Origin of the sequence: Halomonas sp. THAF5a (genome assembly GCF_009363755.1) — a bacterium.
In the GTDB taxonomy this organism is placed as follows: Bacteria; Pseudomonadota; Gammaproteobacteria; order Pseudomonadales; family Halomonadaceae; genus Halomonas.
This window is the reverse complement of record NZ_CP045417.1, coordinates 15,862-41,880: the sequence shown is the minus strand read 5'-3', so window position 1 is coordinate 41,880 and position 26,019 is coordinate 15,862. Positions and strand designations below refer to the sequence as shown.

25 protein-coding genes and 1 other RNA gene are annotated in these 26,019 nt (G+C 72.2%); 9 read left to right on the top strand and 17 right to left on the bottom strand.

Annotated features, from left to right (window positions below; all coding sequences use genetic code 11):
* Positions 1 to 83: 83 nt before the first annotated feature.
* Complete coding sequence (gene pyrB, locus FIU83_RS00190) at positions 84 to 1,112, top strand: aspartate carbamoyltransferase (protein ID WP_152482195.1); 1,029 nt, start codon at positions 84 to 86, stop codon at positions 1,110 to 1,112.
* Positions 1,113 to 1,191: 79 nt separating this feature from the next.
* Here the strand turns inward: pyrB and ruvX are convergent, their stop codons facing one another.
* From ruvX to FIU83_RS00150, 8 genes are all read right to left on the bottom strand, one after another.
* Positions 1,192 to 1,635 carry a Holliday junction resolvase RuvX gene (gene ruvX / locus FIU83_RS00185; RefSeq protein WP_152482194.1) on the bottom strand — a complete coding sequence of 148 codons (444 nt, stop codon included), beginning with the start codon at positions 1,633 to 1,635 and terminating at the stop codon, positions 1,192 to 1,194.
* Positions 1,635 to 2,207 carry a YqgE/AlgH family protein gene (locus FIU83_RS00180; RefSeq protein WP_152482193.1) on the bottom strand — a complete coding sequence of 191 codons (573 nt, stop codon included), beginning with the start codon at positions 2,205 to 2,207 and terminating at the stop codon, positions 1,635 to 1,637. The genes ruvX and FIU83_RS00180 overlap by 1 nt, the downstream gene beginning before the upstream one ends.
* A gap of 17 nt (positions 2,208 to 2,224) precedes the next feature.
* On the bottom strand, positions 2,225 to 3,142 hold the full coding sequence (locus tag FIU83_RS00175; RefSeq protein WP_152482192.1) for an energy transducer TonB: 918 nt from the start codon (positions 3,140 to 3,142) through the stop codon (positions 2,225 to 2,227).
* An 18-nt stretch (positions 3,143 to 3,160) separates the two neighbouring features.
* A complete protein-coding gene (gene gshB / locus FIU83_RS00170; protein ID WP_152482191.1) occupies positions 3,161 to 4,126 on the bottom strand; it encodes a glutathione synthase in 966 nt (321 codons plus the stop codon).
* Between the two features lie 327 nt (positions 4,127 to 4,453).
* Positions 4,454 to 5,173 carry a S1 RNA-binding domain-containing protein gene (locus FIU83_RS00165; RefSeq protein WP_152482190.1) on the bottom strand — a complete coding sequence of 240 codons (720 nt, stop codon included), beginning with the start codon at positions 5,171 to 5,173 and terminating at the stop codon, positions 4,454 to 4,456.
* Between the two features lie 70 nt (positions 5,174 to 5,243).
* Complete coding sequence (locus FIU83_RS00160) at positions 5,244 to 5,969, bottom strand: 16S rRNA (uracil(1498)-N(3))-methyltransferase (protein WP_152482189.1); 726 nt, start codon at positions 5,967 to 5,969, stop codon at positions 5,244 to 5,246.
* A 33-nt stretch (positions 5,970 to 6,002) separates the two neighbouring features.
* Complete coding sequence (secB, locus tag FIU83_RS00155; RefSeq protein ID WP_152482188.1) at positions 6,003 to 6,527, bottom strand: protein-export chaperone SecB; 525 nt, start codon at positions 6,525 to 6,527, stop codon at positions 6,003 to 6,005.
* A 61-nt stretch (positions 6,528 to 6,588) separates the two neighbouring features.
* A complete protein-coding gene (locus tag FIU83_RS00150) occupies positions 6,589 to 7,011 on the bottom strand; it encodes a rhodanese-like domain-containing protein (RefSeq protein WP_152482187.1) in 423 nt (140 codons plus the stop codon).
* A 221-nt stretch (positions 7,012 to 7,232) separates the two neighbouring features.
* Between FIU83_RS00150 and gpmI the strand changes: the two genes are divergently transcribed.
* From gpmI to FIU83_RS00135, 3 genes are all read left to right on the top strand, one after another.
* A complete protein-coding gene (gpmI, locus tag FIU83_RS00145) occupies positions 7,233 to 8,801 on the top strand; it encodes a 2,3-bisphosphoglycerate-independent phosphoglycerate mutase (protein WP_152482186.1) in 1,569 nt (522 codons plus the stop codon).
* Positions 8,798 to 9,982, top strand: coding sequence for a murein hydrolase activator EnvC (locus tag FIU83_RS00140; protein ID WP_253939506.1), 1,185 nt, complete (start codon positions 8,798 to 8,800; stop codon positions 9,980 to 9,982). Before gpmI ends, FIU83_RS00140 begins: the two co-directional genes overlap by 4 nt.
* Before the next feature lie 84 nt (positions 9,983 to 10,066).
* A complete protein-coding gene (locus FIU83_RS00135) occupies positions 10,067 to 11,368 on the top strand; it encodes a S41 family peptidase (RefSeq protein ID WP_152482184.1) in 1,302 nt (433 codons plus the stop codon).
* Here the strand turns inward: FIU83_RS00135 and FIU83_RS00130 are convergent.
* From FIU83_RS00130 to FIU83_RS00115, 4 genes are all read right to left on the bottom strand, one after another.
* Complete coding sequence (locus FIU83_RS00130) at positions 11,346 to 12,629, bottom strand: UbiH/UbiF/VisC/COQ6 family ubiquinone biosynthesis hydroxylase (RefSeq protein ID WP_152482183.1); 1,284 nt, start codon at positions 12,627 to 12,629, stop codon at positions 11,346 to 11,348. The two genes, FIU83_RS00135 and FIU83_RS00130, sit on opposite strands and share 23 nt — an antisense overlap.
* A gap of 84 nt (positions 12,630 to 12,713) precedes the next feature.
* The gene (gene ubiH / locus FIU83_RS00125; protein ID WP_152482182.1) at positions 12,714 to 13,949 is read right to left on the bottom strand and encodes a 2-octaprenyl-6-methoxyphenyl hydroxylase; all 1,236 of its coding nucleotides are present in this window, start codon (positions 13,947 to 13,949) and stop codon (positions 12,714 to 12,716) included.
* Positions 13,950 to 14,014: 65 nt separating this feature from the next.
* Positions 14,015 to 15,352, bottom strand: a complete 1,338-nt coding sequence (gene pepP, locus FIU83_RS00120; protein WP_152482181.1) for a Xaa-Pro aminopeptidase — start codon at positions 15,350 to 15,352, stop codon at positions 14,015 to 14,017.
* A 33-nt stretch (positions 15,353 to 15,385) separates the two neighbouring features.
* Positions 15,386 to 15,964 (bottom strand): UPF0149 family protein, encoded by a 579-nt coding sequence (locus tag FIU83_RS00115; RefSeq protein WP_152482180.1) that lies wholly within the window; start codon positions 15,962 to 15,964, stop codon positions 15,386 to 15,388.
* Positions 15,965 to 16,125: 161 nt separating this feature from the next.
* Between FIU83_RS00115 and FIU83_RS00110 the strand changes: the two genes are divergently transcribed.
* The 3 genes from FIU83_RS00110 (at position 16,126) to FIU83_RS00100 (ending at position 17,304) form a co-directional block, all read left to right on the top strand.
* Complete coding sequence (locus FIU83_RS00110) at positions 16,126 to 16,425, top strand: cell division protein ZapA (protein WP_108446165.1); 300 nt, start codon at positions 16,126 to 16,128, stop codon at positions 16,423 to 16,425.
* Between the two features lie 53 nt (positions 16,426 to 16,478).
* Positions 16,479 to 16,662, top strand: a non-coding RNA gene (ssrS, locus tag FIU83_RS00105) — 6S RNA.
* Positions 16,663 to 16,671: 9 nt separating this feature from the next.
* Positions 16,672 to 17,304 (top strand): 5-formyltetrahydrofolate cyclo-ligase, encoded by a 633-nt coding sequence (locus FIU83_RS00100; protein WP_152482179.1) that lies wholly within the window; start codon positions 16,672 to 16,674, stop codon positions 17,302 to 17,304.
* 437 nt (positions 17,305 to 17,741) lie between these two features.
* Here the strand turns inward: FIU83_RS00100 and ilvA are convergent, their stop codons facing one another.
* Positions 17,742 to 19,256 carry a threonine ammonia-lyase, biosynthetic gene (gene ilvA, locus FIU83_RS00095; protein WP_152482178.1) on the bottom strand — a complete coding sequence of 505 codons (1,515 nt, stop codon included), beginning with the start codon at positions 19,254 to 19,256 and terminating at the stop codon, positions 17,742 to 17,744.
* Between the two features lie 149 nt (positions 19,257 to 19,405).
* Here ilvA and rpiA point away from each other — a divergent pair, with 149 nt between their 5' ends.
* A complete protein-coding gene (gene rpiA / locus FIU83_RS00090; RefSeq protein WP_152482177.1) occupies positions 19,406 to 20,080 on the top strand; it encodes a ribose-5-phosphate isomerase RpiA in 675 nt (224 codons plus the stop codon).
* A 266-nt stretch (positions 20,081 to 20,346) separates the two neighbouring features.
* On the opposite strand, the gene waaA is transcribed toward rpiA, so the two are convergent.
* From waaA to FIU83_RS00075, 3 genes are read right to left on the bottom strand one after another with little or no spacing between them, the layout of a single operon-like run.
* Positions 20,347 to 21,648: a lipid IV(A) 3-deoxy-D-manno-octulosonic acid transferase gene (gene waaA / locus FIU83_RS00085; protein WP_152482176.1), complete on the bottom strand. Its 1,302-nt coding sequence runs from the start codon at positions 21,646 to 21,648 to the stop codon at positions 20,347 to 20,349.
* On the bottom strand, positions 21,648 to 23,078 hold the full coding sequence (gene hldE / locus FIU83_RS00080) for a bifunctional D-glycero-beta-D-manno-heptose-7-phosphate kinase/D-glycero-beta-D-manno-heptose 1-phosphate adenylyltransferase HldE (RefSeq protein WP_152482175.1): 1,431 nt from the start codon (positions 23,076 to 23,078) through the stop codon (positions 21,648 to 21,650). The genes waaA and hldE overlap by 1 nt, the downstream gene beginning before the upstream one ends.
* Positions 23,068 to 24,168: a glycosyltransferase family 9 protein gene (locus tag FIU83_RS00075; RefSeq protein WP_152482174.1), complete on the bottom strand. Its 1,101-nt coding sequence runs from the start codon at positions 24,166 to 24,168 to the stop codon at positions 23,068 to 23,070. The genes hldE and FIU83_RS00075 overlap by 11 nt, the downstream gene beginning before the upstream one ends.
* On the opposite strand from FIU83_RS00075, the gene FIU83_RS00070 reads away from it, so the two are divergent.
* Positions 24,167 to 24,892: a 3-deoxy-D-manno-octulosonic acid kinase gene (locus tag FIU83_RS00070; RefSeq protein WP_152482173.1), complete on the top strand. Its 726-nt coding sequence runs from the start codon at positions 24,167 to 24,169 to the stop codon at positions 24,890 to 24,892. The two genes, FIU83_RS00075 and FIU83_RS00070, sit on opposite strands and share 2 nt — an antisense overlap.
* On the opposite strand, the gene FIU83_RS00065 is transcribed toward FIU83_RS00070, so the two are convergent.
* Positions 24,874 to 26,013 (bottom strand): glycosyltransferase family 4 protein, encoded by a 1,140-nt coding sequence (locus FIU83_RS00065; protein ID WP_253939505.1) that lies wholly within the window; start codon positions 26,011 to 26,013, stop codon positions 24,874 to 24,876. The two genes, FIU83_RS00070 and FIU83_RS00065, sit on opposite strands and share 19 nt — an antisense overlap.
* Between the last annotated feature and the right edge of the window lie 6 nt (positions 26,014 to 26,019).

Here is a 26,019-nt window from a genome sequence, read left to right as displayed (position 1 = left end):
CAAGCGTTCGGGGGCCGGCAAGAGGGCTGAAGCCGTGCCCGCGCGGCGTTACACTAGCGCCCGTTCCCCCTGCCGAGGCCGCCGTGATGTCCCACCTGCTCTCCATCGACTCCCTCTCCCGCGACGAGATCGACCACCTGATGCGCGTCGCCGCGCGCCTGGAACCCGTCGCCCAGCGGCGCAAGGTCACCCGGATCCTGGAGGGCGCGGTGCTCGGCAACCTCTTCTTCGAGGCCAGCACCCGGACCCGGGTCAGCTTCCACACCGCCTTCTCGCGGCTCGGCGGCAGCGTCTGCGACACCACCGGCTTCACCTTCTCCTCCATGGCCAAGGGCGAGTCGCTCTACGACACCAGCCGGGTGATGAGCGGCTACTGCGACGCCATCGTGATGCGCCACCCCGAGCAGGGCTCGGTGGCGGAGTTCGCCGCCGCCACCCATGTGCCGGTGATCAACGCCGGCGACGGCCCCGGCGAGCACCCGAGCCAGGCGCTGCTCGACATCTACACCATCGACAAGGAGTTCGCCCGCCAGGGCAAGTCGCTGAAGGGCGCCCACGTGCTGATGACCGGGGATCTGAAGTACGGGCGCACCGTCCACTCGCTGCTCAAGCTGCTGGCCCTCTACGGCCCGCTGCGCGTCACCCTGGTGGCGCCCCCGGGGCTCGAGATGCCCCACCACCTGATCGAGCGCGTCAGCCGCCAGGGACTCGACGTGGAGGTGCGCGAGAGCCTGGCCGGCGACTTCTCCGACGTCGACGTGGTCTACACCACGCGCATCCAGAAGGAGCGCTTCACCGCCGAGATGATCGAGGGCTTCAACCTCTCCCGGGACTTCACCGTCGACCGCGCCTTCCTCGACAGCCGCTGCAACGCCTCCACCATCGTCATGCACCCGCTGCCCCGGGACAGCCGGCCCGAGGCCAACGATCTCGACGTCGACGTGAACGGCGACCCGCGCCTGGCGATCTTCCGCCAGACCGACAACGGCATCCCGGTGCGCATGGCGATCTTCGCCACCCTGCTGAAGGTCGAGGAGCACATCGAGCGCGACCTGCGCGACGTGCCCTGGTTCGTGCCGCCGACCGTGGGCGTGGACGACACCCGCTTCTAGTGGGCGCGTCCTTCCCCACGCATAACGACCGACGCCCGGGCCATGGCCCGGGCGTCGTGGTCTCGGAGGCGAGAGGCGCTCAGCGTGGGGGCAGCCCCTCGGCGCGGGCGAACCAGCCCTCCAGGATCAGCACCGCGGCGATGCCGTCGACGCTCTCCTGGCGGTAGTTGCCGCGGTGGCCGCCCTCCCGGGCGATCGCCTTGGCCTCGCGGGTGGAGCCTCGCTCGTCGACCATCTCGCAGGGCACCCCGAAGCGCCCGAAGAGGCGCTTGCCGAACTTGCGCGCCCGGGTGCTCATGACCGACTCGCTGTCGTCCATGTTGAGCGGCAGCCCCACCACGAACAGGTCCGGGCGCCACTCGTCCACCAGGCGGGCCACCTCGGCCCAGTCGGGGATGCCGTCCCGGGCCGGCAGCGGGGCGAGCTCCCGGGCGCTTGCGAGCAGCTCGTTGCCCACCGCCACGCCGATGCGGCGGGTGCCGAAGTCGAAGGCCAGGATCAGGCGCGCGCCGGCGTCGGCCATCAGGAGTGCCCCGCCTCGCGGGTCATCAGGTTCAGGTCGATGCCGAGGATGCCCGCGGCGGCGCCCAGGCGCTGCTCCGGCGGCACCGAGAAGAGGATCTCGGCCTGCCCCTCGACGGTCAGCCAGGCGTTCTCCTTGAGCTCGTTCTCGAGCTGGCCCGCCTCCCAGCCGGCGCAGCCCAGGCAGACCAGGAACTCGCCGGGGCCGCGGCCGTCGGCCAGCGCCTGGAGGATATCCATGGAGGTGGTCAGGGCGATGTCCTCGGCGACCTGGATGCTGGAGTCCCAGGCGTCGCTGTCGCCGCGATGCAGGATGAAGCCGCGATCCTTGTGGGTCGGGCCGCCGTAGTAGACCGGCGCCTGGCGATGGGGACTCTCCTCGCCCCCCAGCTCCAGCTGCTCGAAGAGGGCGTCGAGGGTCAGCTCCAGGGGGCGGTTGACGATCACGCCCATGGTGCCGTTCTCGTCATGGTCGCAGAGATAGCTCAAGCTGCCGGCGAAGTTGGGATCTTCCAGGTGCGGCATCGCCAGCAGGAAGTGGTGTTTCAAGCCGAAGTGTTGCACGGATTGCATGGGACTCCCCGGCGGACCTAGTGCACGCCGTAATGATTGCCTTGGCCGAACCGCCAGACCCGGGTGATGGACAGGCTGTCCAGGCGCCCCATGCCCCGGTCGAAGGGCCGGTAGGGGGCGGCACCGTGCACCGTGTCCAGGGCCGCCTGGTCGAGTTCGGCATGTCCCGAGGATTGTATCACCTCTGCCTGGCGAACCTGACCGTCGCGGCCGATCACCACTCGGATGCGCAGCTGGCCGGCGAGCTCGCGCGGCGCCGGGTGCACGCGGTTGCCGTAGTCCTCGACCCGGCGGGTCCAGTCGTCGATGTAGCGCGCCTCGGCGGCCTGCTGGGCGGCGGGGCGCCCCTCGCCCGGCTGCTCGCCAGCGTACTCGGCCGAGAGCCCCTGGTCGCGGATGCTGGCGGTGGCCTGGGCGAGCAGGTCGCGCCCCGAGGCCGAGGGCGCCGCGGCGGTGGGCGGCGCCGAGGCCTCGGCGGACTGGGGAGCACTCTCGCGGGGCTCGGGGGTCGACGGCGCCTCCCGGATGGCCTCGGCGGCCGGCGCCTCGCGATCGCGCTCGGTGGCGGGCGCCTGGGCCGGCTGGGGGGCGGCCGGCGTGGCCGGATCCACCTCGGGCTCGGCGGCCTGGCGCTCGGGCAGCGCCTCCCTGGGCGCGGCGCGGGCCTCGGCCGGCGCCTGGGCCTCGGGGGTGCCCGCGGCGCGCTGGTCGGCCTCGGCGATCGCCTCGGCCTCCACCGGCGCCTCGGCAGGACGGCTCACCAGCACCACGTCGACGCTGGTCGGCGCCGCGGATGGGGCCGGGGCGAACTGGCGGCTCGCCACCACCCCGATCACCACCAGGTGCAGCAGCAGCGCCAGCGACCAGGCCAGCCAGTGCCGGTGCGGCCGGGTCACCGGGGCGTACTGGATCGGATCGCTGAGGGGGCTGGACATGGCCGCCGACCTCCCGGGTCAGGCCCGCGCGTCGAGGCGCCGCACGATGGCGTCCATCAGCAGGCCGGCGATGTCGGTGCCGCGCTGGTCGTCGATCTCGCGCACGCAGGTGGGGCTCGTGACGTTGATCTCGGTGATGTAGTCGCCGATCACGTCGAGGCCGACGAACATCAGCCCCTTCTCGCGGATCACCGGCTGCACCTGCTCGATCAGCCAGTGGTCGCGGGCGGTGAGCTCGCGGCTGACCCCGGTGCCGCCGGCGGCGAGGTTGCCACGGGTCTCGCCGGCCATGGGCACCCGGGCGAGCCCATAGGGCACCGGCTCGCCGTCCACCAGCAGGATGCGGGTATCGCCGTCCTTGATCTCGGGGATGTAGCGCTGGGCCATGATCTGGCGCTGGCCGCGCTCGCTCAGCATCTCGATGATGGCGCCGAGATTGCGGCCGTCGGGGCGCACATGGAAGATCCCGGTGCCCCCCATGCCGTCCAGCGGCTTGAAGATCACGTCGCCGTGCTCGGCGTGGAAGGCGCGCAGCACGGCCTCGTCGCAGGAGACCACGGTGGGGGTGCAGCACTGGGGGAACTGCTGGGCGAAGAGCTTCTCGTTGCACTCCAGCAGCGCCTGGGTGGGATTGACCACCAGCACGCCCTCGCGTTCGGCGAAGCCCAGCAGGTAGACGGCGTTGAGGAAGTGGCCGTCGACCGGCGGATCCTTGCGCATCAGGATGACGTCGAGCTCGGCCAGGGGCCCCACCTGGGGCTCGCCGAGGTCATGCCAGTGTGCGGGATCGCGATGCACCCGGAGATCGCGCATCCGGGCGAAGGCGCGCCCCTCACGCAGGAACAGGTCCTCCTGCTCGAGATAGTGCAGCGACCAGCCACGATCCTGGGCGGCCCACAGCATGGCCAGGCTGGTGTCCTTCTTGTAGGTGAGATCGGCGATGGGGTCCATCACCACGCCGATCTTCAGCGCGCGTTCGCTCATGGCGTCGTGTTTCCGGTCGGGAGTGAATGCGCTCAGTATGCCGCAGCGGCCAGCGGCGCACCAAGCAAGGGGCGCTGCGGGCGCTGTTTCGCTCGGGGCTGATCCGGCCGACAGGCCCCGGGGTGCCGAACCATCGAGGAGGCGCTGTGAACCCCTCCCTGGGCGCTACCGATGCCCTGCGGTGCTCTCGCATCCTGCTCCGCTTGCAGGACCGGGGCTGGCCATCCATGGCCAGCCCGTTCGGAGGAGTCCTCCTCACCCCTGGTCCTCGGACCTCCTCTTCGGCCTGCCCCCGGCGCCCCTCGCAATCCGCTCAGGACCTCCGGGCTACTCCCCGGTCGGGGCCAGCCGGATGCCACCGGGCTCCAGGAGGATGCGCCGCTGCTTGTAGAGCCGCCCGATGGCCTGCTTGAAGGCGTTCTTGCTCACCCCCAGGCGCGCCTTGATCTCACCCGCGTCGCTCTTGTCGCCCAGCGGCAGGTAGCCGCCGCTCTCGCGCAGCGCCTTGAGCACCCTCTCGCCCACCACGTCGAGGCGCGCCGGCCCCGGCGGCAGCAGCGAGAGGTCCAGGCGCCCGTCGTCGCGCACCCGCTTCACGTAGCCGGTGAGCCGCTGGCCGCGGCGCAGCGGCCGGTTCACGTCATCGCGGTAGAGCAGGCCCCAGAAGCGCTGGTCGACCACCACCTTGTAGCCCAGGTCGGTCGCCTCGGCGATCACCAGCGCCACCTCGTCGCCCGCCGCCAGGCCCTCGGCCTCGTCGGCCAGGAAGCGGTCGAGGCGCTGGGAGGCCACCGGCCGGCCCTGCTGGTCCTCGTAGATCCTCACCAGCACCCGCCGCCCGACGCTGGGGCGGAAGCGCTGCTCGCCGTAGGGCAGCAGCAGGTCGCGGGGGTGGCCCCAGTCGAGGAAGGCGCCGGTCTCGTTGACGGTGACCACCTCGAGGTAGACCACCTCGCCGACGGCGGCCCGGGGCGCGCGGTGGCGCCGCGGCGCGGCGGCATGCGAGGCGGAGGAGCGCGGCGAGCGGCGGTCTCGGGAATCGGGCATGGCGGGCATCCGGTAGAGAGTAGGGAGCGGAGAGCGTGGCGCTGGAAAGGAGGATAGCCGAGCGCGGGGCTCAGAGGTCGCCGAAGCGGGCCTGCAGCAGCGACAGCGCCACCACCGGCGCGGTCTCGGTGCGCAGCACCCGCGGGCCGAGGGAGAGCGGGGCGAAGCCCTCGGCCCGGGCGGCCACGACCTCGGCCTCGGCGAGCCCGCCCTCCGGACCGATCAGCACCGCGGCGCTGGCCGGCGCCTCGGCCACGTCCAGGGCACCGGCGGTGCCGGGGTGCAGCACCAGGCGCAGCGCCTCGTCGCGGGCGGCGAGCCACTCGGCGAGCCCCATCGGGGCGTGCACCGGCGGCAGGGTCGCGCGGCCGCACTGCTCGCAGGCGCTGGCGGCCACGGCCTGCCAGTGGGCGAGCTTCTTGGCCGCCCGGTCGCCCTTGAGCCGCACGTCGCCGTGCTCGGTGTAGAGCGGGGTGATGGCCGCCACGCCGAGCTCGACCGCCTTCTGGATGGCGTAGTCCATGCGATCCCCCTTGGAGATCGCCTGGCCGAGGTGCACCGCCAGCGGCGACTCGCCGCGGCCCGGCTCGACGGCCTCGAGGCGCGCCACCACCCGCTTGCGGGAGGCCTCGACCAGCACCGCCCAGGCCTCCAGGCCGGCGCCGTCGAACAGGCGCAGCTCGGCCCCCTCGCCCAGGCGCAGCACCCGCGCCACGTGGCGCGCCGGCCCCTCGGGCAGAACGACGTCGCCGCCGACCTGGAAGTCGGCGGCGACGTGGATGCGCGGCGCCTTCACGGGCGGCCCTCGCTCAAAAGGCTCGGCATCGGCTTACTGGGTCGCCTGCTCGCCGGCGGCCTGGGCCTGCTCGGCCTCGCGCTTCTTCTTCTGGGCGTAGATCGCCTCGAAGTTGACCGGCGCCAGCATCAGCGGCGGGAAGCCGCCGCGGTTGACCAGGCTGTCGATGCACTCGCGGGCATAGGGGAACAGCACGTTGGGGCAGAAGGCGCCCAGGGTGTGATCGAGCTGCTGCCCCTCGAGGCCGCCGATGCGGAACAGGCCGGCCTGCTCGATCTCGGCCAGGAAGGAGGTGGTGCCCTCCTCGCTGTGGGTGACCTGGGCGGTGACCTTGATCACCACCTCGTAGAGGCCTTCCCCGACCTGCTGGTGGGTGGTGTTCAGGTCCAGGCCGACCTTGGGCTTGAACGGCTGCTGGAAGATCGCCGGCGAGTTGGGCGCCTCGAAGGAGAGGTCCTTGACGTAGATGCGCTGCAGGGCGAACTGCAGCTGCGGCTTGTCCTGCTGGCCCGACGCCTGACCATCGGCGCCGGCGTTCTGGTTGTTCTCTTCCGCCATGGGAAAGGTCCTATGTCCGGTGAAAGTATCGGGATAACGGGTCCGGGTGATGCGGGGCAGCCTACTTCCTGACGACCGGCAGGCCGTCCGCCTGCCACTGGGTCATGCCGCCCTTGAGCTTCAGGACGCGCTCGAAGCCCGCCTTGGCGAGCTTGGCCTGGGCGACGCCGGCGCTCTGGCCGTGCTTGCAGGCCACGATGATCGGCTTGCCCTTGAACTTCTCGAGCTCGCGCAGGCGATCGTCGAGCTTGCTCTGGGGAATGTTGCGCGCCCCGGCAATGTGGCCCGCCTTGAAGTCATTGGCGTCGCGCAGGTCGACCACCACGGCGTCCTCGCGATTGACCAGCTGGGTGGCCTCGCTGGAGGTCACGCCTCCGGCGCTGCTGTTGCGGACCTCGTAGGCGAGCCAGGCGATCAACACCACCAGGAAGGCCCCCACCAGCAGGGGATGATTCTGCACGAATTCGAACAGCTGATCGATCATGGGTTCGGCTAACTCTTTATCGGGTACACGGTGAACGGGGCAGGCCGGTCGCGGCGGCGCCCAGTATACACAAAGCCGCGGCGCGCCGCGGCCCGGACGCCGGTCAAAATGACGTCCGGCGGTGCCGTGCGATATGATGCCGCAAGCTGATGCAAGTCGCGACCCTGGCCGCCTCGCAGGCAGGCAGGCCAGGCACGACCCCGACCACGAGGCCCTCCCCCATGACCGACCCCCGTACCCCGCGTCCGGTAGCCCTGATCATCCTCGACGGCTACGGCCACAACGAGTCGCCCGACGACAACGCCGTCCTCGCCGCCCGCACCCCGGTGATGGACCGCCTGTGGCAGGAGCAGCCCCACAGCCTGATCCACACCGACGGCCGCTACGTGGGCCTGCCGGACGGCCAGATGGGCAACTCCGAGGTCGGCCACATGAACCTGGGGGCCGGGCGCATCGTCTACCAGGACTTCACCCGCATCACCAAGGCCGTCGAGGAGGGCGAGCTCGACGCCATCGCCGCCCTGACCGCGCCGATCGACGCCGCCGTGGCCGCCGGCCGGGCCGTGCACCTGCTGGGCCTGCTCTCGCCGGGCGGCGTGCACAGCCACGAGGACCACATCCTGGCCATGGCCGAGCTGGCCGCCCGCCGCGGGGCCCGGCAGATCTATCTCCACGCCTTCCTGGACGGCCGGGACACGGCGCCGAAGAGCGCGATGGCCTCGATCGAACGCGCCAACGCGCGCCTCGCCGAGCTGGTGGGCGCCGAGCACGGCTTCGTGGCCTCGATCATCGGCCGCTACTTCGCCATGGACCGCGACAACCGCTGGGACCGCGTCGAGCAGGCCTACCGGCTGATCACCGAAGGCGTGGGCGAGGTCACCGCCGAGACCGCCGAACGTGGCCTCGAGCAGGCCTACGCCCGCGGCGAGACCGACGAGTTCGTCACCGCCACCAGCCTCCGCCCCGCCGGCGCGCCGGTGGCCATGGCCGACGGCGACGCGGCCATCTTCATGAACTTCCGCGCCGACCGCGCCCGGGAGCTGACCCGCGCCTTCGTCGAGGACGACTTCGCGGGCTTCACCCGCCAGGCGCGGCCCCGGCTGGCCGGCGAGGGGCTGGTGATGCTGACCCAGTACGCCGCAGACATCCCGGCCCCGGCCGCCTTCCCGCCGGCGGAGCTCGTCAACACCCTGGGCGAGGTGATGGAGACGCGCGGCCTGACCCAGCTGCGCATCGCCGAGACCGAGAAGTATGCCCACGTCACCTTCTTCTTCTCCGGCGGGCGCGAGCAGGAGTACCGGGGCGAGACCCGGGTGCTGGTGCCCTCTCCCCAGGAGGTGAAGACCTACGACGAGAAGCCCGAGATGAGCGCCGTGGAGGTCACCGACCGACTGGTCGAGGCGATCGAGGGCGGCGCGTACGACCTGATCGTCTGCAACTACGCCAACGGCGACATGGTCGGCCATACCGGCCAGTTCGATGCCGCGGTCAAGGCCATCGAGGCCGTGGACGCCTGCGTCGGCCGGGTGGTGGAGGCAATCCAGCGCGTCGGCGGCGCCTGCCTGGTGACCGCCGACCACGGCAACGCCGAGCAGATGATCCACCCCGAGACCGGCGCCCCCCAGACCGCCCACACCACCTTCGACGTGCCGCTGATCTATGTCGGGCCGCGTCCGGTGCGCCTGCTCGACGACGGCCGGCTGTGCGACATCGCCCCGACCCTGCTGACCATGATGGACCAGCCGGTGCCCGAGGAGATGACCGGACGCGTGCTGATCGAGGCCGAGTGACCCCGAGCCCGGCGCGCCAGGGCGTGGCGCCGCGCCGCCCCCCCCTGGGCGGCCTGCTGGCGGGCCTGGTGCTGGGCCTCGCCCTGGGCGGCCCGCTTCTCGCCGCGCCCTCCGAGCGCGAGGCCCAGGCGCGACTCGACGCCCTGGGCGAGGAGATCCTGGCCGCCTCCGGCCGGCTCTCCACCACCCGGGAGGCCCGCGACGAGGCGAGCGAGGCGCTGCGCGAGGTGGAGACGACGCTGGCCGAGACCCATCGCCGCCTCGACGCCCTGCAGGCCGAGCGGCGCGCCCTGAACGACGAGATCTTCGATCTCGAGGCGCGCCGCGAGCGCCTGGCCGACGAGCGACGCGAGCAGCTCGAGTCCCTGGAGGTCCAGCTCGAGGCCTTCTACCGGCTCGGCCTCACCCCCCAGCTCAAGCTGCTGCTCAACCAGGACGACCCGGCCCGCCTCGACCGCCTGCAGCACTACCTCAACCGCCTGGCCCGGGCCCGCCACGAGCGCCTCGATGCGCTCGAGCGCCTGGAGCGCGAGCTCGCCGAGACGCGCCGGGCGCTGGCCGAGCGCGGCGAGCGGCTGGCGGCCGTGACGACCCGCCTCGACGAGCGCAGCGCCGCCCTGGCCGAGCAGAGCGCCGAGCGCGCCGCCCTGGTGGCGACGCTGGACGAGCGCTTCGCCAGCGAGCAGGCCCGCCTGGCGACCCTCGCCCAGGACCGTGCCCATGCCGAGCGCACCCTGCGCGAGGTGCAGGAGCGCCTCGCCCGCCTCGAGCGACCGCCCCCCTCCACCGCCATCGAAAAGACCCGCGGCGCGCTGCCCTGGCCGGTGCAGGGCAGCATCGCCTCGGGCTTCCGCCACGGCGAGGGGGTGCACCTCAACGGCCTGGTGATCCGCGCCGCCGAGGGTACGCCCGTGCGCGCCGTGCACCCCGGCCGGGTGGTCTTCGCCGACTGGATGCGCGGCTTCGGCAACCTGCTGATCGTCGATCACGGCGACCGGGTGATGACCCTGCACGCCCACCTGCAGCGCTTCTCCGCCGGGGTGGGCAGCGAGGTCGCCCGCGGCGACACCCTGGGCGCCGTGGGCGCCAGCGGTGGCCAGGGCCGGCCGGGGCTCTACTTCGAGGTGCGCCGCGACGGCCAGCCCATCGACCCGCGGGGCTGGATCGCCAGCCGGCCCTGAGCCGCCGCCGGCCCCGCGGCTATTCCATCGACGCCGGGGCGCGGGCTATGCTGGGCCGCCCGCCCCGCAACCGCGAGAGTCTGCATGCCCCTACGTCCCGCCGTACCGCCTTCTGTGACGCGCCGCCTGGGCTCGATGCTGCTGCCGATCGCCCTGCTGGCCGCCGCGCCCCTGTCCGCCGCCGCCCAGGACACGGCGGACGATGACCTGCCGGTGGCCGAGATCCAGGCCTTCGCCGAGGTGTTCGAGCGCATCAAGCGCGCCTACGTCGAGGAGGTCGAGGACGAGGACCTGCTGCGCAACGCCATGCGCGGCATGCTCAGCGAGCTCGATCCCCACTCCGCCTACCTGGACAGCGAGGAGTTCGAGAGCCTGCGCGAGTCCACCCAGGGCGAGTTCGGCGGCGTGGGCATCGAGGTAGGCATGGAGGAGGGCCAGCTGACGGTGATCACGCCCATCGACGATACGCCGGCCTCCCGGGCCGGCCTGCGCTCCCGGGATCGGATCCTGCGCATCGACGACACCCCCACCGACCGGCTCTCGCTGCAGGAGGCGGTCAACCTGATGCGCGGCGAGCCGGGCACCCGGCTGCGGCTGACCATCCTCCACCAGGACGCCAACGCGCCGCAGGAGGTCACCCTGACCCGGGAGATCATCCGCACCCGAAGCGTCAAGCACGAGCTGTTGGAAGAGGGCTACGGCTACCTGCGCGTCAGCCAGTTCCAGAGCCGCACCGGCGAGCAGGTCGACGAGGCCCTGGACCGCCTGCGCCGCGACGGCCCCCTCCGCGGGCTGGTGCTCGACCTGCGCAACAATCCCGGCGGCGTGCTCCAGGCGGCGGTGGACGTGGCCGACGCCTTCCTCGACAGCGGGTTGATCGTCTACACCGAGGGGCGCCTGGCCGACAGCGCGATGCGCTTCTCCGCGGGCCGCGAGACGGCGGCGCCCGAGGTGCCGCTGGTGGTACTGATCAACGGCGGCAGCGCCTCGGCGGCGGAGATCGTCGCCGGCGCCCTCCAGGACCAGCGCCGCGGCGTGGTGATGGGCACCCGCAGCTTCGGCAAGGGCTCGGTGCAGCAGATCATGTCGCTGGGCAACGACGAGGGGCTCAAGCTGACCACGGCGCTCTACTTCACCCCCGACGGCCGCTCGATCCAGGCCCAGGGCATCGAGCCCGACGTGGAGGTGATCCGCGGCCGCCTGGAGGTCGCCGAGAGCAGCGGCCTGGACGTGCGCGAGGCGGACCTCCAGGGCCACCTGGACGCCCCCGACGAGCAGCGGGCCCGCCGCGAGGCGAGCGAGCGGCTGCGCGAGGACTACCAGCTCGGCGAGGCCCTGAACCTGCTGAAGGCCCTCGACGTGCTCAGCCGGCGTCGCGACGGCTGAGCGGACGACAGGCGGCGGGCAGCCGGCCACGATGGCCGGTCGCCTGCTGCATCAGCAGCCGCTTGAGGGGCCCCAGCCGATCCACCCCGGAGAGCCCCAGGTTGCGCGCCAGGGTCAGCGCCGGATGGCGCGCCCCGAACAGCAGCCGGAAGCCGTCCATCAGCGCCAGCATGGCGGCGTTGTCGCCGCGACGCCGGCGGGCATAGCGGGCCAGCAGGGTCGCATCGCCGGCCGTGAGGCCCCGCCGGCGACCCTCGATGACCTCCTCGACCAGCACCGCGGCATCCATCAGCCCCAGGTTCACCCCCTGGCCCGCCAGCGGATGAATGCTGTGCGCCGCATCCCCCACCAGGGCGAAGCCCGGGCGCACGTACGCCTGAGCGTGACGCTGGATCAGCGGTACCGCCAAGGCCCGGTCGACCACCGTCACCTCGCCCAGGCGATGCTCCAGGGCCGCGCCCAGCGCCCGACCCAGGTCGTGCGCGGAGAGCGACGTCAGGCGCTCGGCCTCCGCCGGCGTCGTCGACCAGACGATGGAGCAGTGGTGGCGATCGCCCTCGACGGAGAGCGGCAGGAAGGCCAGGGGCCCCGTCGGCAGGAAGACCTGGCGCGCCACCTCGCCGTGCACGCGGGCCGTGCGCACCGTGGTGACCACCGCCACCTGGCCGGTGTCGCGCTCCCGGGTCTCGATGCCGACCCGCTCGCGCAGCGGCGAGCGGGCGCCGTCCGCGGCCACCACCAGCGGGGCGCTGAGCCGCTCGCCACCTTCCAGCACCACCGCGCGCGACGCGCCCTCCGTCTCGTCCCCGGCCTCGAGCTCGGCCACCCGGGCGCCGTAGCGCAGGGTGACCGTGGGCAGCTCCGCCAGGCACGCCTCGAGGGCCGCCAGGGTCACGTCGTTCTCGACGATGTGCCCGAGTACCGGCACCCCGGCCTGGTCCGCGGAGAAGGTCACCTCGCCGCTGCCCTCGCCGTCCCACACCTGCATGAAGCGGTAGGGGCTGACCCGACGCGCGGTCATCCTCGGCCAGGCACCCAACCCCTCCAGCAGCTGGCGGGAGACCGGGGTCAGGGCGCTGACCCGCATCCCGGGCGCGCCCCGGCCCACGGCCTGCCCGTCGAGGGGCGCCTCCCGGGCGTCCAGCAGGGCCACCGTGATCCCGGCCCGGCCCAGCAGGCAGGCCAGGGTCGCGCCCACCATGCCGCCGCCGACGATGATCGCCTCGAACGCCCCTGGTGCGGACTTTGGTTCTGCGCTCATGGCGTCTGCTCCTCATGATGGCCCCGCCGCCTGTTCATGCGGCCTGTTGCGTCCCTCTCCACCGGATCCTCCTCGTTGTCACGTCTAGCGTTCCAGCCCCATGGCCCGGCGGGCCAGGGTGCGGCGCAGCGGCCCCACCAGGTTCAGGCCGACGAGCCCCGCCGCCCGGGCGTGGGAGAGCACGGGATGGTCGAGGCCGAACAGCCGGATCAGGCCGTCGCTGAAGCGGATGACGTCCTGGCGATCGCCGTCGCGGCGCGCCTCGAAGTCCTGCAGCACGGCCGCGCTCCCCGGCGCCTCGCCGCTCTCCCCGCCGGCCTCGATCGCCGCCACCAGGTCCATCACCCCGCGCAGCGCCAGATTGAAGCCCTGGCCGGCCACCGGGTGCAGCGAGTGGGCCGCGTTGCCGAGCACCGCCAGCCCCGGGCGCACCGTCTCCCGCGCCGTCACCAGCGAGAGCGGGTAGGCGTGGCGGCGACCGACCCGGCGGAAGTGCCCAGCGCGATCGCCGAAGGCGCGCTGCAGCTCGGCCAGGAAGTCGCCGTCGGCGAGCGCCAGCCGCCGCGCCTCCTCGCCCCGGGCGTGGGTCCAGACCAGCTCCATGGCCTGCCCCGGCAGGGGCAGCAGGGCGATGGGCCCCTCGGGGGTGAAGCGCTCATAGGCGATGCCGTCGTGGGGACGGCCGACCTCGACGCTGGCGATCAGCGCCACCTGATCATAGGGCCGCTCGCGGCTTTCGATGCCCAGGCGCTCCTTGAGCCCCGAACGCCCGCCGTCGGCGAGCACCGTCAGGCCCGCCTCCAGCACGCTGCCGTCCGAGAGGGTGAGCCGGTGCCCCTCGGCGACGGGCGCGATGCCCTCCACCCTCGCCGGGCAGTGCCAGTCCAGCGGCAGCTCGCCGAGCCGGCCGTGCAGGGCGCGCCCCATCCAGGCGTTGGGCACCACGTGCCCCAGCGCCTCGACGCCGAGCTCCGCGGCCCGCAGCCGGGTCACGCCGAGCCGCCCCCGCTCGCTGACGTGGATGGTGCGGATCGGCGCCGCCTGCTCGGCCATGGCCTGCCAGACGCCCAGGCGCGCGAAGTGGCGGGCCGAGCCGCAGGCGATGGCGCTGGCCCGGGCGTCGAAGCTCGGTTGCCAGGGCTCGGCCAGCCGGCGATCCAGCGGCGCCGGCTCGATCACCGCCACCCTGAGCCCCGTCCGCTCGATCCGCTCGGCCAGGGCGCAGCCCAGGCTGGCCCCCACCAGGCCGCCGCCGACGATGGCGATATCGACTCGCTCGCCCCGCTGTTCCGCGACTGCCTCCTCCCGCGTCGACGTCATGCTCGCCGCCCCTCCATTTCGTAACGTACATTACATAAAGGCATGAAAGCCCTCCCATCGACTGGTCATTTCGTGACCATAAGGGCCTCGATATCGGCCACCCGCTTGGGCACGTCGGCAGTCAACACCTCGTTGCCCTCGGCGGTGACCGCCACGTCGTCCTCGATACGAATGCCGATGCCCCGGAAGGCCGCCGGAAGGTCCTCGGCGTCGGGCACGTAGAGACCCGGTTCCACGGTGAGGACCATGCCGGGACGCAGGGGGCGCGGTTGGCCCCCCTGGCGGTAGGCACCGACGTCGTGCACATCGAGCCCCAGCCAGTGGGAGGTCGAGTGCAGGTAGAAGCGCTGGTAGCTGCCGTCGTCGATGCGCGCCTGGACGTCGCCGGTCAGCAGCCCCAGCTCGATCAGCCCGGCGGTCAGGTCGCGCACCACGCCGGCATGGATCGAGGCCAGGGTGGCGCCGGGGCGCACCGCCGCGACGGCGCGCTCCTGGGCCGCCAGCACCACCTCGTAGAGGGCCCGCTGGGCGGCCGTGAAGCGGCCGTTCACCGGGAAGGTGCGGGTGATGTCGCCGGCATAGAGGTCAAACTCGGCGCCGGCGTCGACCAACACCAGTTCGCCGTCCCGCAGCGGGGCGTCGTTCTCGAGATAGTGCAGCACACAGGCATGGGAGCCGCCACCGACGATGCTGGCGTAGGCCGGGCCGCTGGCGCCCTGCCAGCGGAACTCGTGCTCGAGCTCCGCCTGCAGCTGGAACTCCATGAGCCCCGGGCGACAGGCCCGCATGGCGCGCGCCTGGGCCCGGGCGGAGATCGCCCCGGCGTGGCGCAAGAGCGCGAGTTCCGCCGGGCTCTTGATCAGGCGCTGCTCGTGGATCAGCGCACTGACGTCGGCGAAGGCCGCGGGCGTCGCCCCCCCGCGGCGGGCCTGTGCCGCCAGCTCGCCGCGCACCTCCTCGGCGAGCGCCAGGGCACCGGCGTCATCCAGCGGCAGGAAGAGGGTCTCGCGACCCTCCAGCAGCGGGGCCAGGCGCTCGTCGCGCTCGGCGTTCTCGAAGGCCTCGTCGACGCCGTGCTCGCGCACCGCGCCCTCGGCCCCCAGGCGCCGGCCGGTCCAGGCCTCCATCGCCGGGTCGCGGTCCTGGCAGAACAGCACGCTCTCGCCGGCCTCGCGACCCGGCAGCAGCACCAGCAGCGCCTCGGGCTCGGGAAAGCCGGTCAGGTAGTGAACGTCGCTGTCCTGCCGGAAGGGGAACTCGCTGTCGCGCGAGCGGGTGACCAGCGAGGCCCCCGGCAGCAGCACGGCGCTGCCGGCGGGCAGCTCGGCCATCAGGGCACGGCGCCGCGCGCGGTACTCATCAACGGCGATCGGCGCGGGGCGGGGCAGGGTCTCGGGGGACATCACGGCTCCTCGGTGGCGGGGTGGGGCGGCGGCTCAGTGCTGGGTCGGCTCGTCGACCTGCTCGACCTGGGGCTTGCCGGGATGCTGCTCGGTGTAGAGCAGCATGGCGGCCATGCGCGCATGCTCGGTGAGGGCGAAGAGGTCGTTCTCGTTCTCGGCGCTGTCCTCGAGGTCGGTCTCGATGGAGGCCAGGCCCGCGAGGTCCTCGATGGCCTCGCGCAGGGCCGGCGACCAGTCGCGCCGCGGGGCGTCGCCGGCGTCGGCCACCACCTCGAGGAAGCCCAGGGTCCACTCCTGAAGGCCCTGGGCGCGCTCGGCCAGCGAGAACAGCTCGTCGGGCAGCAGCGGCTCGAGGTTGAGCTCGGCGGCCGACAGCGCCTCGAGGGTCTGGCGGCGCCAGCCCAGCAGGCGCTCGGCGCTGGCCTCGTCGCGCGGCTGCTCGACGCCCAGGCTCAGGCAGACCTCCTCCAGCCAGGCCTCGGGGGTGAGGTCATGCAGGGCGAGGGAGGCGCAGAGGCGACCGTCGAGGAAGGCCGGCGACTGCATGCTGCCGTGGAGCAGGAAGGTATCGGCGATGGTGGAGAAGTCCTGGCGCTCGTTGATCAGTGACATGGCAAGGTTCCGCTGGGGGAGCCGGCGGGCGCGTTGACCGCCCGCAAACGGCTCTCTTATAGTGACTGGGTTTCGCTTCAGGCCTCGATGTTAACGCATCGACCCTGCATGACGCGCACCCGCTGCGCCCCCGCTGCCACTGGCCCTTGCCGGAGCCTGCCATGACCGAGCCGACACGGCCGACCACCGAGATCACCCTCCTGGAGCGCTCCTACTCCATCGCCTGCCCGCCCGAGGAGCAGGACAAGCTGGAGCGGGCCGCCCGCTACCTCGATCGCGCCATGCAGGGCATCCACGCCCAGGGCCGGGTGGTCGACCGCGAGAAGATCGCCATCATGGCGGCGCTCAACATCGCCCACGAGCTGCTCGAGACCCTCGACGACCAGCGCGCCGGGGAGGAGAGCCTCAACGCGCTCACCGCCCGCCTCGAGAAGGCGCTGGACGCCGTCCCCGGCCGCTGAGCCGGGACGCATTCCCCGCTTTGGCCCGGCCCCGGCCTCTGGTAGACTGAGGTGGTTCCCTGGGGTGTTGGCCAGTCGTTATAGTCCCTCGAGCCTATGCGCAGTACCCAGGGGGCCAAAGCTAGCCGAACCCGTGTGCACGTCCGTGCGTCGGAAAGCCTGACGGTTCGGCTGCGGCCACCCACCTTGAACCAATGGGTTCAAGGGCCAGAACGACAGCGGCACTCTGGGGAACTCCGATCCGACATGACCACCATGCAGGATATCGCCGCACCCACCCCTTCCGACGATGAGCGTCGCCGGCTGAGACGCGAACTGCGTCGCCGCCGCCGCGAACTCTCGTCCCGTCAGCGCCGCGAGGCCGCGGAGCGACTCTGCCGTCGCCTGCGCCGTCTCCCCGAACTCCAGCGCGCCCGCCGCGTGGCCCTCTACCTGCCCAACGACGGCGAGATCGATCCCACCCCGCTGATCGACTGGCTCGAGCGCCGCGGCAGCCGCGTCCACCTGCCGGTCCTGAAGCCGCTCTGCGACAACCGGCTGTGGTTCGTGCACTACCATGCCGGCACGCCCATGGTGGCCAACCGCTTCGGCATTCCCGAGCCCGAGACCCGGTACGGGGCGCACCGCGCCCGGCGCACCCCGGCCTGGGCGCTGGACCTGATCCTGCTGCCGCTGGTGGGCTTCGATGATCACGGCCAGCGCATCGGCATGGGCGGCGGCTTCTACGACCGCACCCTGGCCTTCACCCGCCGTCCGGGACCGCGCCCGCGGCTGATCGGCCTGGCCCATGACGGCCAGCGCGTCGCGCGCCTGCCGGCGGCGCCCTGGGACGTGCCGCTGGACGCCATCGTCAGCGACGCCCGCGTGCTCCGCCCCTGAGGCCCTCCCGGCATGGCGTCCGCCGGCGCCGGGCGCCATCAACGACGACGGCCGATGCGTAAGCATCGGCCGTCGTCATCGGGCGGGAGCGGGCAGGGCGATGGCCGCTCTGCAGCGCGGGCCTCAGCCGCCCGCCAGCGCCTGGGCGTAGCCGGTGGCCACGATCCCGATGCCAAAGACCAGCACCAGTGCCATGACCAGATCGGGCTTGCGCTTCATTGTAATGGACTCCAAGGAGACGGGACCGCATCGGTCCGGGGTGAAGAGGGTAACGATATCACCGCGACGGCGATGACACTCGCGAGACTATAGAGCCTCGAGCTTACGCATGGCAACCGGCGCTCTCACTACGATACATATCGAAACACTTGCATGACCGAGACCGCGCGGTGAGTCAGCGCTCACTTCTGGCCGTGTCTCGCCGCTTCGCCCGGCCCTCAGGCCATGAAGAGCCGATAGGCCGGGTTGTCGCTCTCCTTCCAGTAGCGATAGCCGATCTCGTCGAAGTAGCCCTCGACGTGGCGGCGGTCACCATTGGGCACCTGCATGCCGACCAGCACCCGGCCATAGGCGGCGCCGTGATTGCGGTAGTGGAACAGCGAGATGTTCCAGTCCTGGGGCAGGTGGGTGAGGAAGTTCATCAGCGCGCCGGGGCGCTCCGGGAACTCGAAGCGATAGACCTCTTCCTCGAACTGCTCCTTGGGGCGGCCGCCGCCCAGGTGGCGGATATGCAGCTTGGCCAGCTCGTTGTCGGTGAGGTCCTCCACCGGGTAGCCGGCATCGCGCAGCCGGTCGATCACCGCCTGGCGATCCTCGCCGCCGGGCTTCACCTGCACGCCGACGAAGATGTGAGCCTGCTCGGGCTCCGCGTAGCGATAGTTGAACTCGGTGACCATGCGCTTGCCGATGGTGCGGCAGAACTTCTTGAAGCTGCCCGGCTTCTCGGGGATGGTCACGGCGAGGATCGCCTCGCGCTGCTCGCCGAGCTCGGTGCGCTCGGCGATGTGCTGCAGGCGATCGAAGTTGGTGTTGGCCCCGGAATTGATGCAGACCAGGGTCTCGTGCTCGGCGCCGGTCTGCTGGATGTACTTCTTGAGTCCGGCGAGCGACAGCGCGCCGGAGGTCTCGGAGACCGCCCGGGTGTCCTCGAAGATGTCCTTGACCGCCGCACACATCTCGTCGGTGTTGACGGTGATGACGTCGTCGATCAGGCCACGCATCACGGCGAAGGGCGCCTCGCCGATCTGCGACACGGCGACCCCCTCGGCGAAGACGCCGACCTGGTCCAGCACCACGCGATCGCCCGCCGCCAGGGCCGCCTTGAGGCAGGCGCTGTCCTCGGACTCCACGCCGATCACCTTGATCTCGGGGCGCAGGTACTTGACGTAGGCCGCCACGCCGGCAATCAGGCCGCCGCCGCCCACCGGCACGAAGATGGCGTCGATCGCCCCGCCGTGCTGGCGCAGGATCTCCACCGCGATGGTGCCCTGGCCCGCGATGACGTCGAGATCGTCGAAGGGCGGGATATAGGTGTAGCCGTGCTCGGCGATCAGCTCCTGGGCATGGGCCGCGGCCTCGGCGAAGGCATCGCCCTTGAGCACCACCTTGGCGCCCCGCGCCCGCACCGCGGCCACCTTGATCTCCGGCGTGATGCGCGGCATGACGATCACCGCCTTGACGCCCATCAGCTTCGCCGCCATGGCCAGCCCCTGGGCGTGATTGCCCGCCGAGGCGGCGATCACGCCCTTGGCCTTCTGCTCGTCGGAGAGCTGCGCCATCTTGTTGTAGGCGCCGCGGATCTTGAAGGAGTAGACCGGCTGGAGGTCCTCGCGCTTGATCAGGATCTGGTTGTTGAAGCGACGGGAAAGGAAGGGGGCCGGCGAGATGGGGGTTTCCCGGGCGGCCTCGTAGACCCGGGCCTGGAGAATCTTCTTGACGGTAGCTTCGAGCATCCTGATATCCCAGAAGTGACGCGAGGGCGCCATGGGCGGCGCCGCGAGGAACCCGTATTGGTAGCATTCCCGCGGCCGCGGCGTCCAGCACCCAGCGGCGCCATGGCCTATAATGACGCCCTTTGGCCCCATCAGACAGCGAGCCCGACATGACCCAGGACGAACTCAAGGACGCGGTGGCCGCCGCCGCCATCGACGAGATCCGCCCGCACCTCGGCCGTGACAGCGTGATCGGCGTCGGTACCGGCTCCACCGCGAACCGCTTCATCGACCGGCTGGCCGGCCTGCGCGGCGACTTCCGCGGCGCCGTGGCGAGCTCCGAGGCCAGCGCCGAGCGTCTGCGCGGCCACGGCATCGAGTGCTTCGAGCTCAACGAGGTGGGCACCGTGCCGGTCTATGTCGACGGCGCCGACGAAGTGAACGCTCACCTCCACATGATCAAGGGCGGCGGCGCGGCCCTGACCCGCGAGAAGATCGTCGCCGCCTGCGCCGAGCGCTTCGTCTGCATCGCCGACGCCTCGAAGAAGGTCGCGACCCTGGGCGACTTCCCGCTGCCGGTCGAGGTGATCCCCATGGCGCGCTCCTACGTGGCCCGCGAGCTGGTCAAGCTGGGCGCCGACCCGGTCTACCGCCAGGGCGTGGTCACCGACAACGGCAACCAGATCCTCGACTGCTTCGAGTTCATGATCGAGGACCCGGTCGCCATGGAGGCGCGGATCAACGCTATCGTGGGGGTGGTCACCAACGGGCTCTTCGCCGCCCGGGGCGCGGACCTACTGCTGCTCGGCGGCGAGCAGGGCGTGGAGCGGTTGACGCCCGCCTGACGCTCGAACGAGCTTGAAGAAAGGGTAGCGTGAACGCTTACTTCGGGATCTTCGCAGATTAGCGTGAACGGGGCGAGAAACCCTTGTGGGAGTGGTCGGTTCGACGCCTCGACTTGCACCGCGATTGGCGCCGACAGGCGCCTCGGAGTTTGTGCTTAAAGCCGAGAAGGCCTTCGGCCTTCTTTCGCGATGCAAGCATCGCTCCCACAGGAAAGCTGCCTACCTCATTTCTTGCCAAACGGCTTCACGCCAAAATGCGATGGACCTTACTTCGCCGGCAGCAGCGCCTCCAGGCCCGCCAGGGTCCGCGCGAGGGCGCCGCGGTTGGCCGCCACCACGCCGCGGCCGGCCTCGGCGAGCCGCCGGCGCTCGGCGGCGTCGTCGAAGAGCCGCCCCAGGGCGTCGCCCAGCGCATCGGCGTCGGCCACCTCGACCAGCGCCTCGGCCTCGCGCAGCGCCTCGGCCACGTCGAGGAAGTTGGCAAGCTCGGGGCCGGTGAGCACCGGCACGCCCAGCGCCGCCGGCTCCAGCAGGTTATGCCCGCCGATGGGCACCAGGCTGCCCCCCACGAAGGCCAGGTCCGCCGCGCCGTAGAGCGCCAGCAGCTCGCCCATGGTGTCGCCGAGGTAGACGGCCGTGTCGGCGCCGGGCCATTCGCCCCGGGAGCGGCGCGCCACCGCGAGGCCCGCCCGGGCACAGAGGGCGGCCACTTCCTCGAAGCGCCGGGGGTGGCGCGGCACCAGCACCAGCAGCGCCTCGGGCCGCTGCGCTCGCAGCCGGGCATGGGCCGCCAGCAGTGCCTCGTCCTCCCCGGGGTGAGTGGACCCGGCCACCCAGACGGGCCGGTCGCCCAGCCGGGTGTGCAAGCGCTCGCTCACCTCGTGGGTCGCGTCGTCGATGGCGAGGTCGAACTTCAGGCTGCCCACCACGTCGCTGCGCTCGGCCGGCATGCCGAGGGCCTGGAAGCGGGCGGCATCCTCGCCGGACTTGGCCGCCAGCCAGCGCACCCGGCCCAGGACGTCGCGCATCAGCGGCCTCAGACGGCGATAGCCGCGGAAGGCGCGGGGCGAGAGCCGGCCGTTGACCACCGCCACCGGCACGCCCGCGCGATCGCAGGCCGCCAGCAGGTTGGGCCACAGCTCGGTCTCGAAGAAGAGGGCGAGCGCCGGGCGCAGCCGGGTGACGAAGCGCCGCGCGGCGCCGGGGAAGTCCAGCGGCACGAAGTGATGGCTCACTTCGCCGGACGCCCCCTCCTGACCGGACGCCTCCGAGAGCGCCAGCACCCGTTCGGCGCCGGTGGCAGTCATGGTGGTGATCACCAGGCGATACCCGGGCCAGCGCTCGGCCAGCGCCGCGATCAGCGGGCGGGCGGCCTGCACCTCGCCCACCGAGGCGCAGTGCAGCCAGAGGACCCGCTCGCGCTCGCCGGCGGGGGGAACGAGCCCCAGCCGCTCGCACCGCGGGCGACCGGGCAGTTGCTCGCGCCACACCCGCTTCCAGACCAGCGGCGCGAGCAGGTAGAGGGCCGCCGAGTAGGCGCGGCGGGCCCAGGCCGGCGAGAGGCCCATCAGGTCTCGCGATCGAGGATGGTGGAGATCATCGCGGTGGTGGAGACGCCGTCCTCGAAGCCCAGCACCCGCACCTCGCCGCCGGCCTCGCGCACGGCGGCGCCGCCGGCGATCTCCTCGGGGCGGTAGTCGCCGCCCTTGACCAGCACGTCCGGCAGCACCGTCTCGATCAGCCGCTGGGGGGTGTTCTCGCCGAAGGGCACCACCCAGTCCACGGCGCCGAGGCCGGCCAGCACCTGCACGCGCCGGGCCAGGGGGTTGATGGGTCGCTTGGGCCCCTTGAGGCGGCCGATGGAGGCATCGTCGTTGACCGCCACCACCAGCCGGTCGCCGAGGCGGCGCGCCTGCTCCAGGTAGGCGACGTGGCCGGCGTGGAGGATGTCGAAGCAGCCGTTGGTCATCACCACCCGCTCGCCGCGGGCCTGGGCGGCGCGCACCGCCTCGACCAGGGGCGCCTCCTCGATGACGCCGAACTCGGCCAGCTTGTCGCCGTGCAGGGCGGTGTAGAGCTCGGCGATGGAGAGCGTCGCGGTGCCGGGCTTGGCCACCACCAGGCCGGCGGCCAGGTTGGCCAGGGTCATCGCCTCGGGGAAGCCGTGCCCGGCGGCGAGCGCCAGGCCCAGCACGCCGATCACGGTGTCGCCGGCGCCGGTGACGTCGTAGACCTCCCGGGCGCGGGTCGGCAGGTGCAGCGGCTCGTGCCCCTCGCGGATCAGCGTCATGCCCTTCTCGCTGCGGGTGACCAGCAGCGCCTCGAGCTCGAGCTCGGCACGCAGCGTCTCGCCCTTGGCCGCGAGCTCGGCGTCGTCGCGGCAGGGGCCCATGACCGCCTCGAACTCGCCGAGGTTGGGGGTGATCACGCTGGCCCCGCGATACTTGCGGAAGTCGCCACCCTTGGGGTCCACCAGCACCCGCTTGCCGGCGCCGCGGATCATCCGGATCAGCTCCTCGACGCGGTTGAGGGTCCCCTTGCCGTAGTCGGAGAGGATCACCAGGTCGCAGCCGGGCAGGGCCGCCTCGACCTGGGAAAGGAGCCCCGAGGTATCGACCTCGCCGAGCTTCTCCTCGAAGTCGAGGCGGATCAGCTGCTGGTTGCGGCTCATCACGCGCAGCTTGGTGATGGTCGGAATGCCGGCGCTGCGCGCGAAGCGAGTGCTCACTCCGGCGTCCTCGAGGCGGGAGACCAGCCGGTCGGCGTTGTCGTCCTCGCCCACCAGGCCGGCCAGGGCGGCATGGGCGCCGAGGGAGGCGACGTTGAGCGCCACGTTGGCGGCGCCGCCGGGGCGGTCCTCGGCCTCGTCGACCCTGACCACCGGGACCGGGGCCTCGGGGGAGATCCGCGAGGTGCCGCCGTGCCAGTAGCGGTCGAGCATCACATCGCCTACCACCAGCAGGCGGGAGCGCTCCAGGGCGGTCAGGTCAAGCTTCATCGGGGGACTCCGTCTCGATAGGGGACTCGGGGTGGCTCAGCAGTGCCTCGAGACGGTCGATGACGTCCTCGGCACGGATCAGCGACATGGCGTCGGGGTGGCGGACCCGCTGACCCCAGGCGGGCAGCGTCTCGGGATCCTTGTGCAGGTAGGTGCGCACGGCGTCGGGGTAGCGATTCACCACGAACGATCGCCAGCAGTAGGGACCCGCCCGGTCGGGGTTGGTGGTGGCGTAGAGCCCGACCACCGGCGCGCCCAGGGCGTTGGCCATGTGCACCGGCCCGGAATCCGGGGCGATCACCGCCCGGGCGTCCCGTATCAGGGCCAGCAGGCCCTTCAGCGAGGTCTCGCCGATGACGTCGGTGACCACCTCCGCCGAGCAGAGCGCCTGGATGCGCTCGCCGAGCTCGCGCTCCTGGGTGCTGCCGCCGCCGGTCAGCACGGTCTTGAGCCCGTGCTGACGCCAGGCGTGCTCGATCACCGCCGCATAGCCCTCGGCGGACCAGTTGCGGAAGTTGCGCAGCCGTGGGTTGGCGCAGGGGCTGATCAGCAGGTACGGGGCCTCGCCGGTGATGCCGCGGGCCTCCTCGACGGCGGCCTCGGGCACCGGCAGGTCCCAGGCGAGCGAGAGGTCCTCGACGCCGAGCAGGCGCGCGAAGTCGAGGTAGGACTCGAGCACGTGGGCCCTCGGATGGGGGGCCAGCTGGCGCTGGGTGAACCAGTGCTGGGCATCCTTGGCCCGCGCCTTGTCGTAGCCCACCCGCAGGTCGGCCTTGAGCCCCAGGGAGAGCACGCTGGCCCGCAGCGCCTGCTGCATGTGCAGCAGCAGGTCGAAGCGCGTATCGGCGAGCTGCCGCCACAGGGCCCGCATGCCGGCCAGGCCCGTCGCCTTGTCGTAGACCACGAACTCGACCCCGGAGAGGCCCGCCAGTAGACTGTGCTCGCCCTTGCCGACGATCCAGGTGATCCGCGCCTCGGGCCACTGACGCTGCAGGGCACGGACTGTCGGCACCAGGTTACAGACATCGCCCAGGGCGGAGAGTCGCAGCACGCAGATATGCTGGGGTCGATCGGGCAGAGGATGCTTCATGCGGTTGGCAACGTATCGAGCGGGAAAGAGTTGCATTCTATATGATGCGGACAGTTTATGTGACGCCGGGCGGGCGCCACAAACCGCGCCGCGACTCCTCGCCGAGGGCTTCGACCCCGCCTGGTGGCGCGACGCCGGTCGGGTCACCGGCGAGGCGCCGGGCCGGGGCGCCAGCCTCTTCCTGGACGCCGGCGACGGGATCGAGTGGGTGCTGCGACCCTACCGCCGGGGCGGGCTGATCGCGCGACTCAGCGAGACCCGCTATCCCTGGACCGGCCTGGAGCGCACCCGCGCCTTCCGCGAGCTGCGCCTCACCGCCCGCCTTTACGAGAGGGGCCTGCCGGTGCCGCGCCCGGTGGCCGCCCGGGTGACGCGCCACGGGCTCGGCTACGAGGCGGCGCTCATCACCGTGCGCATTCCCGGTGCCCGCGCCCTGGCCGACCGGCTCACGCGCGGACAGGCCGACGACGCCCTGCTCGCACGGGTCGGCGCCATGGTGCGCCGCTTCCACGACGAAGGCCTCGACCACGTCGACCTCAACGCCCGCAACCTGCTGATCGACCCCGAGGGACGGGTCTGGCTGATCGACCTGGATCGCTGCCGGCTCAGGCGCCCCGGTCGCTGGCGGGCGGCCAACCTGGCGCGCCTGCAGCGCTCCTTCGAGAAGTTCGGCGCCCCCGAGGCCATGGCGGCCGTGCGCCGGGGCTACGACGCCTCGGCGTAGGCGGCCACGAGACTCGTCACGTGCGCCTCGAGGGTGAAGTCGCGCGCCACCCGCGCGCGCGCCGCCTCTCCCAGGGTCTCCCTCAGGGCCGCATCGTCGGCCAGCTCGGCCAGGGCCTGTCCCCAGGCGACGGGATCGTCGGGCGGAGCGAGGCGCCCCGTCGCGGGCTCGATCAGTTCGGGCAGGGCGCCGCTGTCGCTGCCGACCACCGCCTTGCCCGCCGCCATGGCCTCGATCACCGTCAGGCCGAAGGCCTCGTTGCGCGACGGCACGCAAACGATGTCCAGCGCCTCGAAGAGCCGCGGCAGGTCACGACGAAAGCCGACGAAGGCGATGCGCTCCTCCAGGCCGAGCGCGCGGACCCGGTCGCGCAGCTCCGCGACGAAGGCTTCGTTGCTGCCCTCGCCGGCCGTGAGTCCGCCGACCAGCACCCCCTGCCAGGCCAGGGCCGGCCGCTGCTCGGCCAGCCAGGCCAGCGCCTCGATCCACACCCGCTGCCCCTTGCCCGGGGTCAACCGCCCCGCCAGGCCGATCGCCACCCTGCCCGGCGCCACGCCGAGCTCATCGCGCAGCGCCGCCCGCGCCTCCGGCGACAGCCGCGGCGTATAGGGCGTCGGGTCGATGCCGAGGTAGAGACGCTGGATGCGCTCGGCAGGCAGGGGGAAGGCCGCCCGGTTGCGCCGGCGAGTCGTCTCGCTGATGGAGAAGACCCGGGTGACGCGGCCGTAGGCCCAGCGATGGTAGGGGTCCTTCTTGGGGCGGGTGCCCCCCATGTGGTCGGTGAAGAAGAGCCGCAGGGAGGGGCGCAGGCTCACCAGCAGGGCCCCCAGGCGCAGGTCGCTGGACTTGTGGCAGTGCAGCACGCCGATCCCGTGGGCCTTGAGGTAGCCCAGCAGCCGGCCGATGCCCAGCAGCGCGCGACCGCGCGAGGCCACCGTCAGCGGCGCGATCCCCGCCTCGACGAGGCTCTCGGCCACCCGGGAACCGGCCAGGGCCAGGCCGTGGGCCTCCCACCCCTGTCGCGCAAGCTCGGGTATAATGCGTGACGGATACATTTCCAGTCCGCCCCAGCCGTTCGAGAGGCAGATGTGCAGGACCTTGCGGGACGACTTGCAGGACAAGGCGCT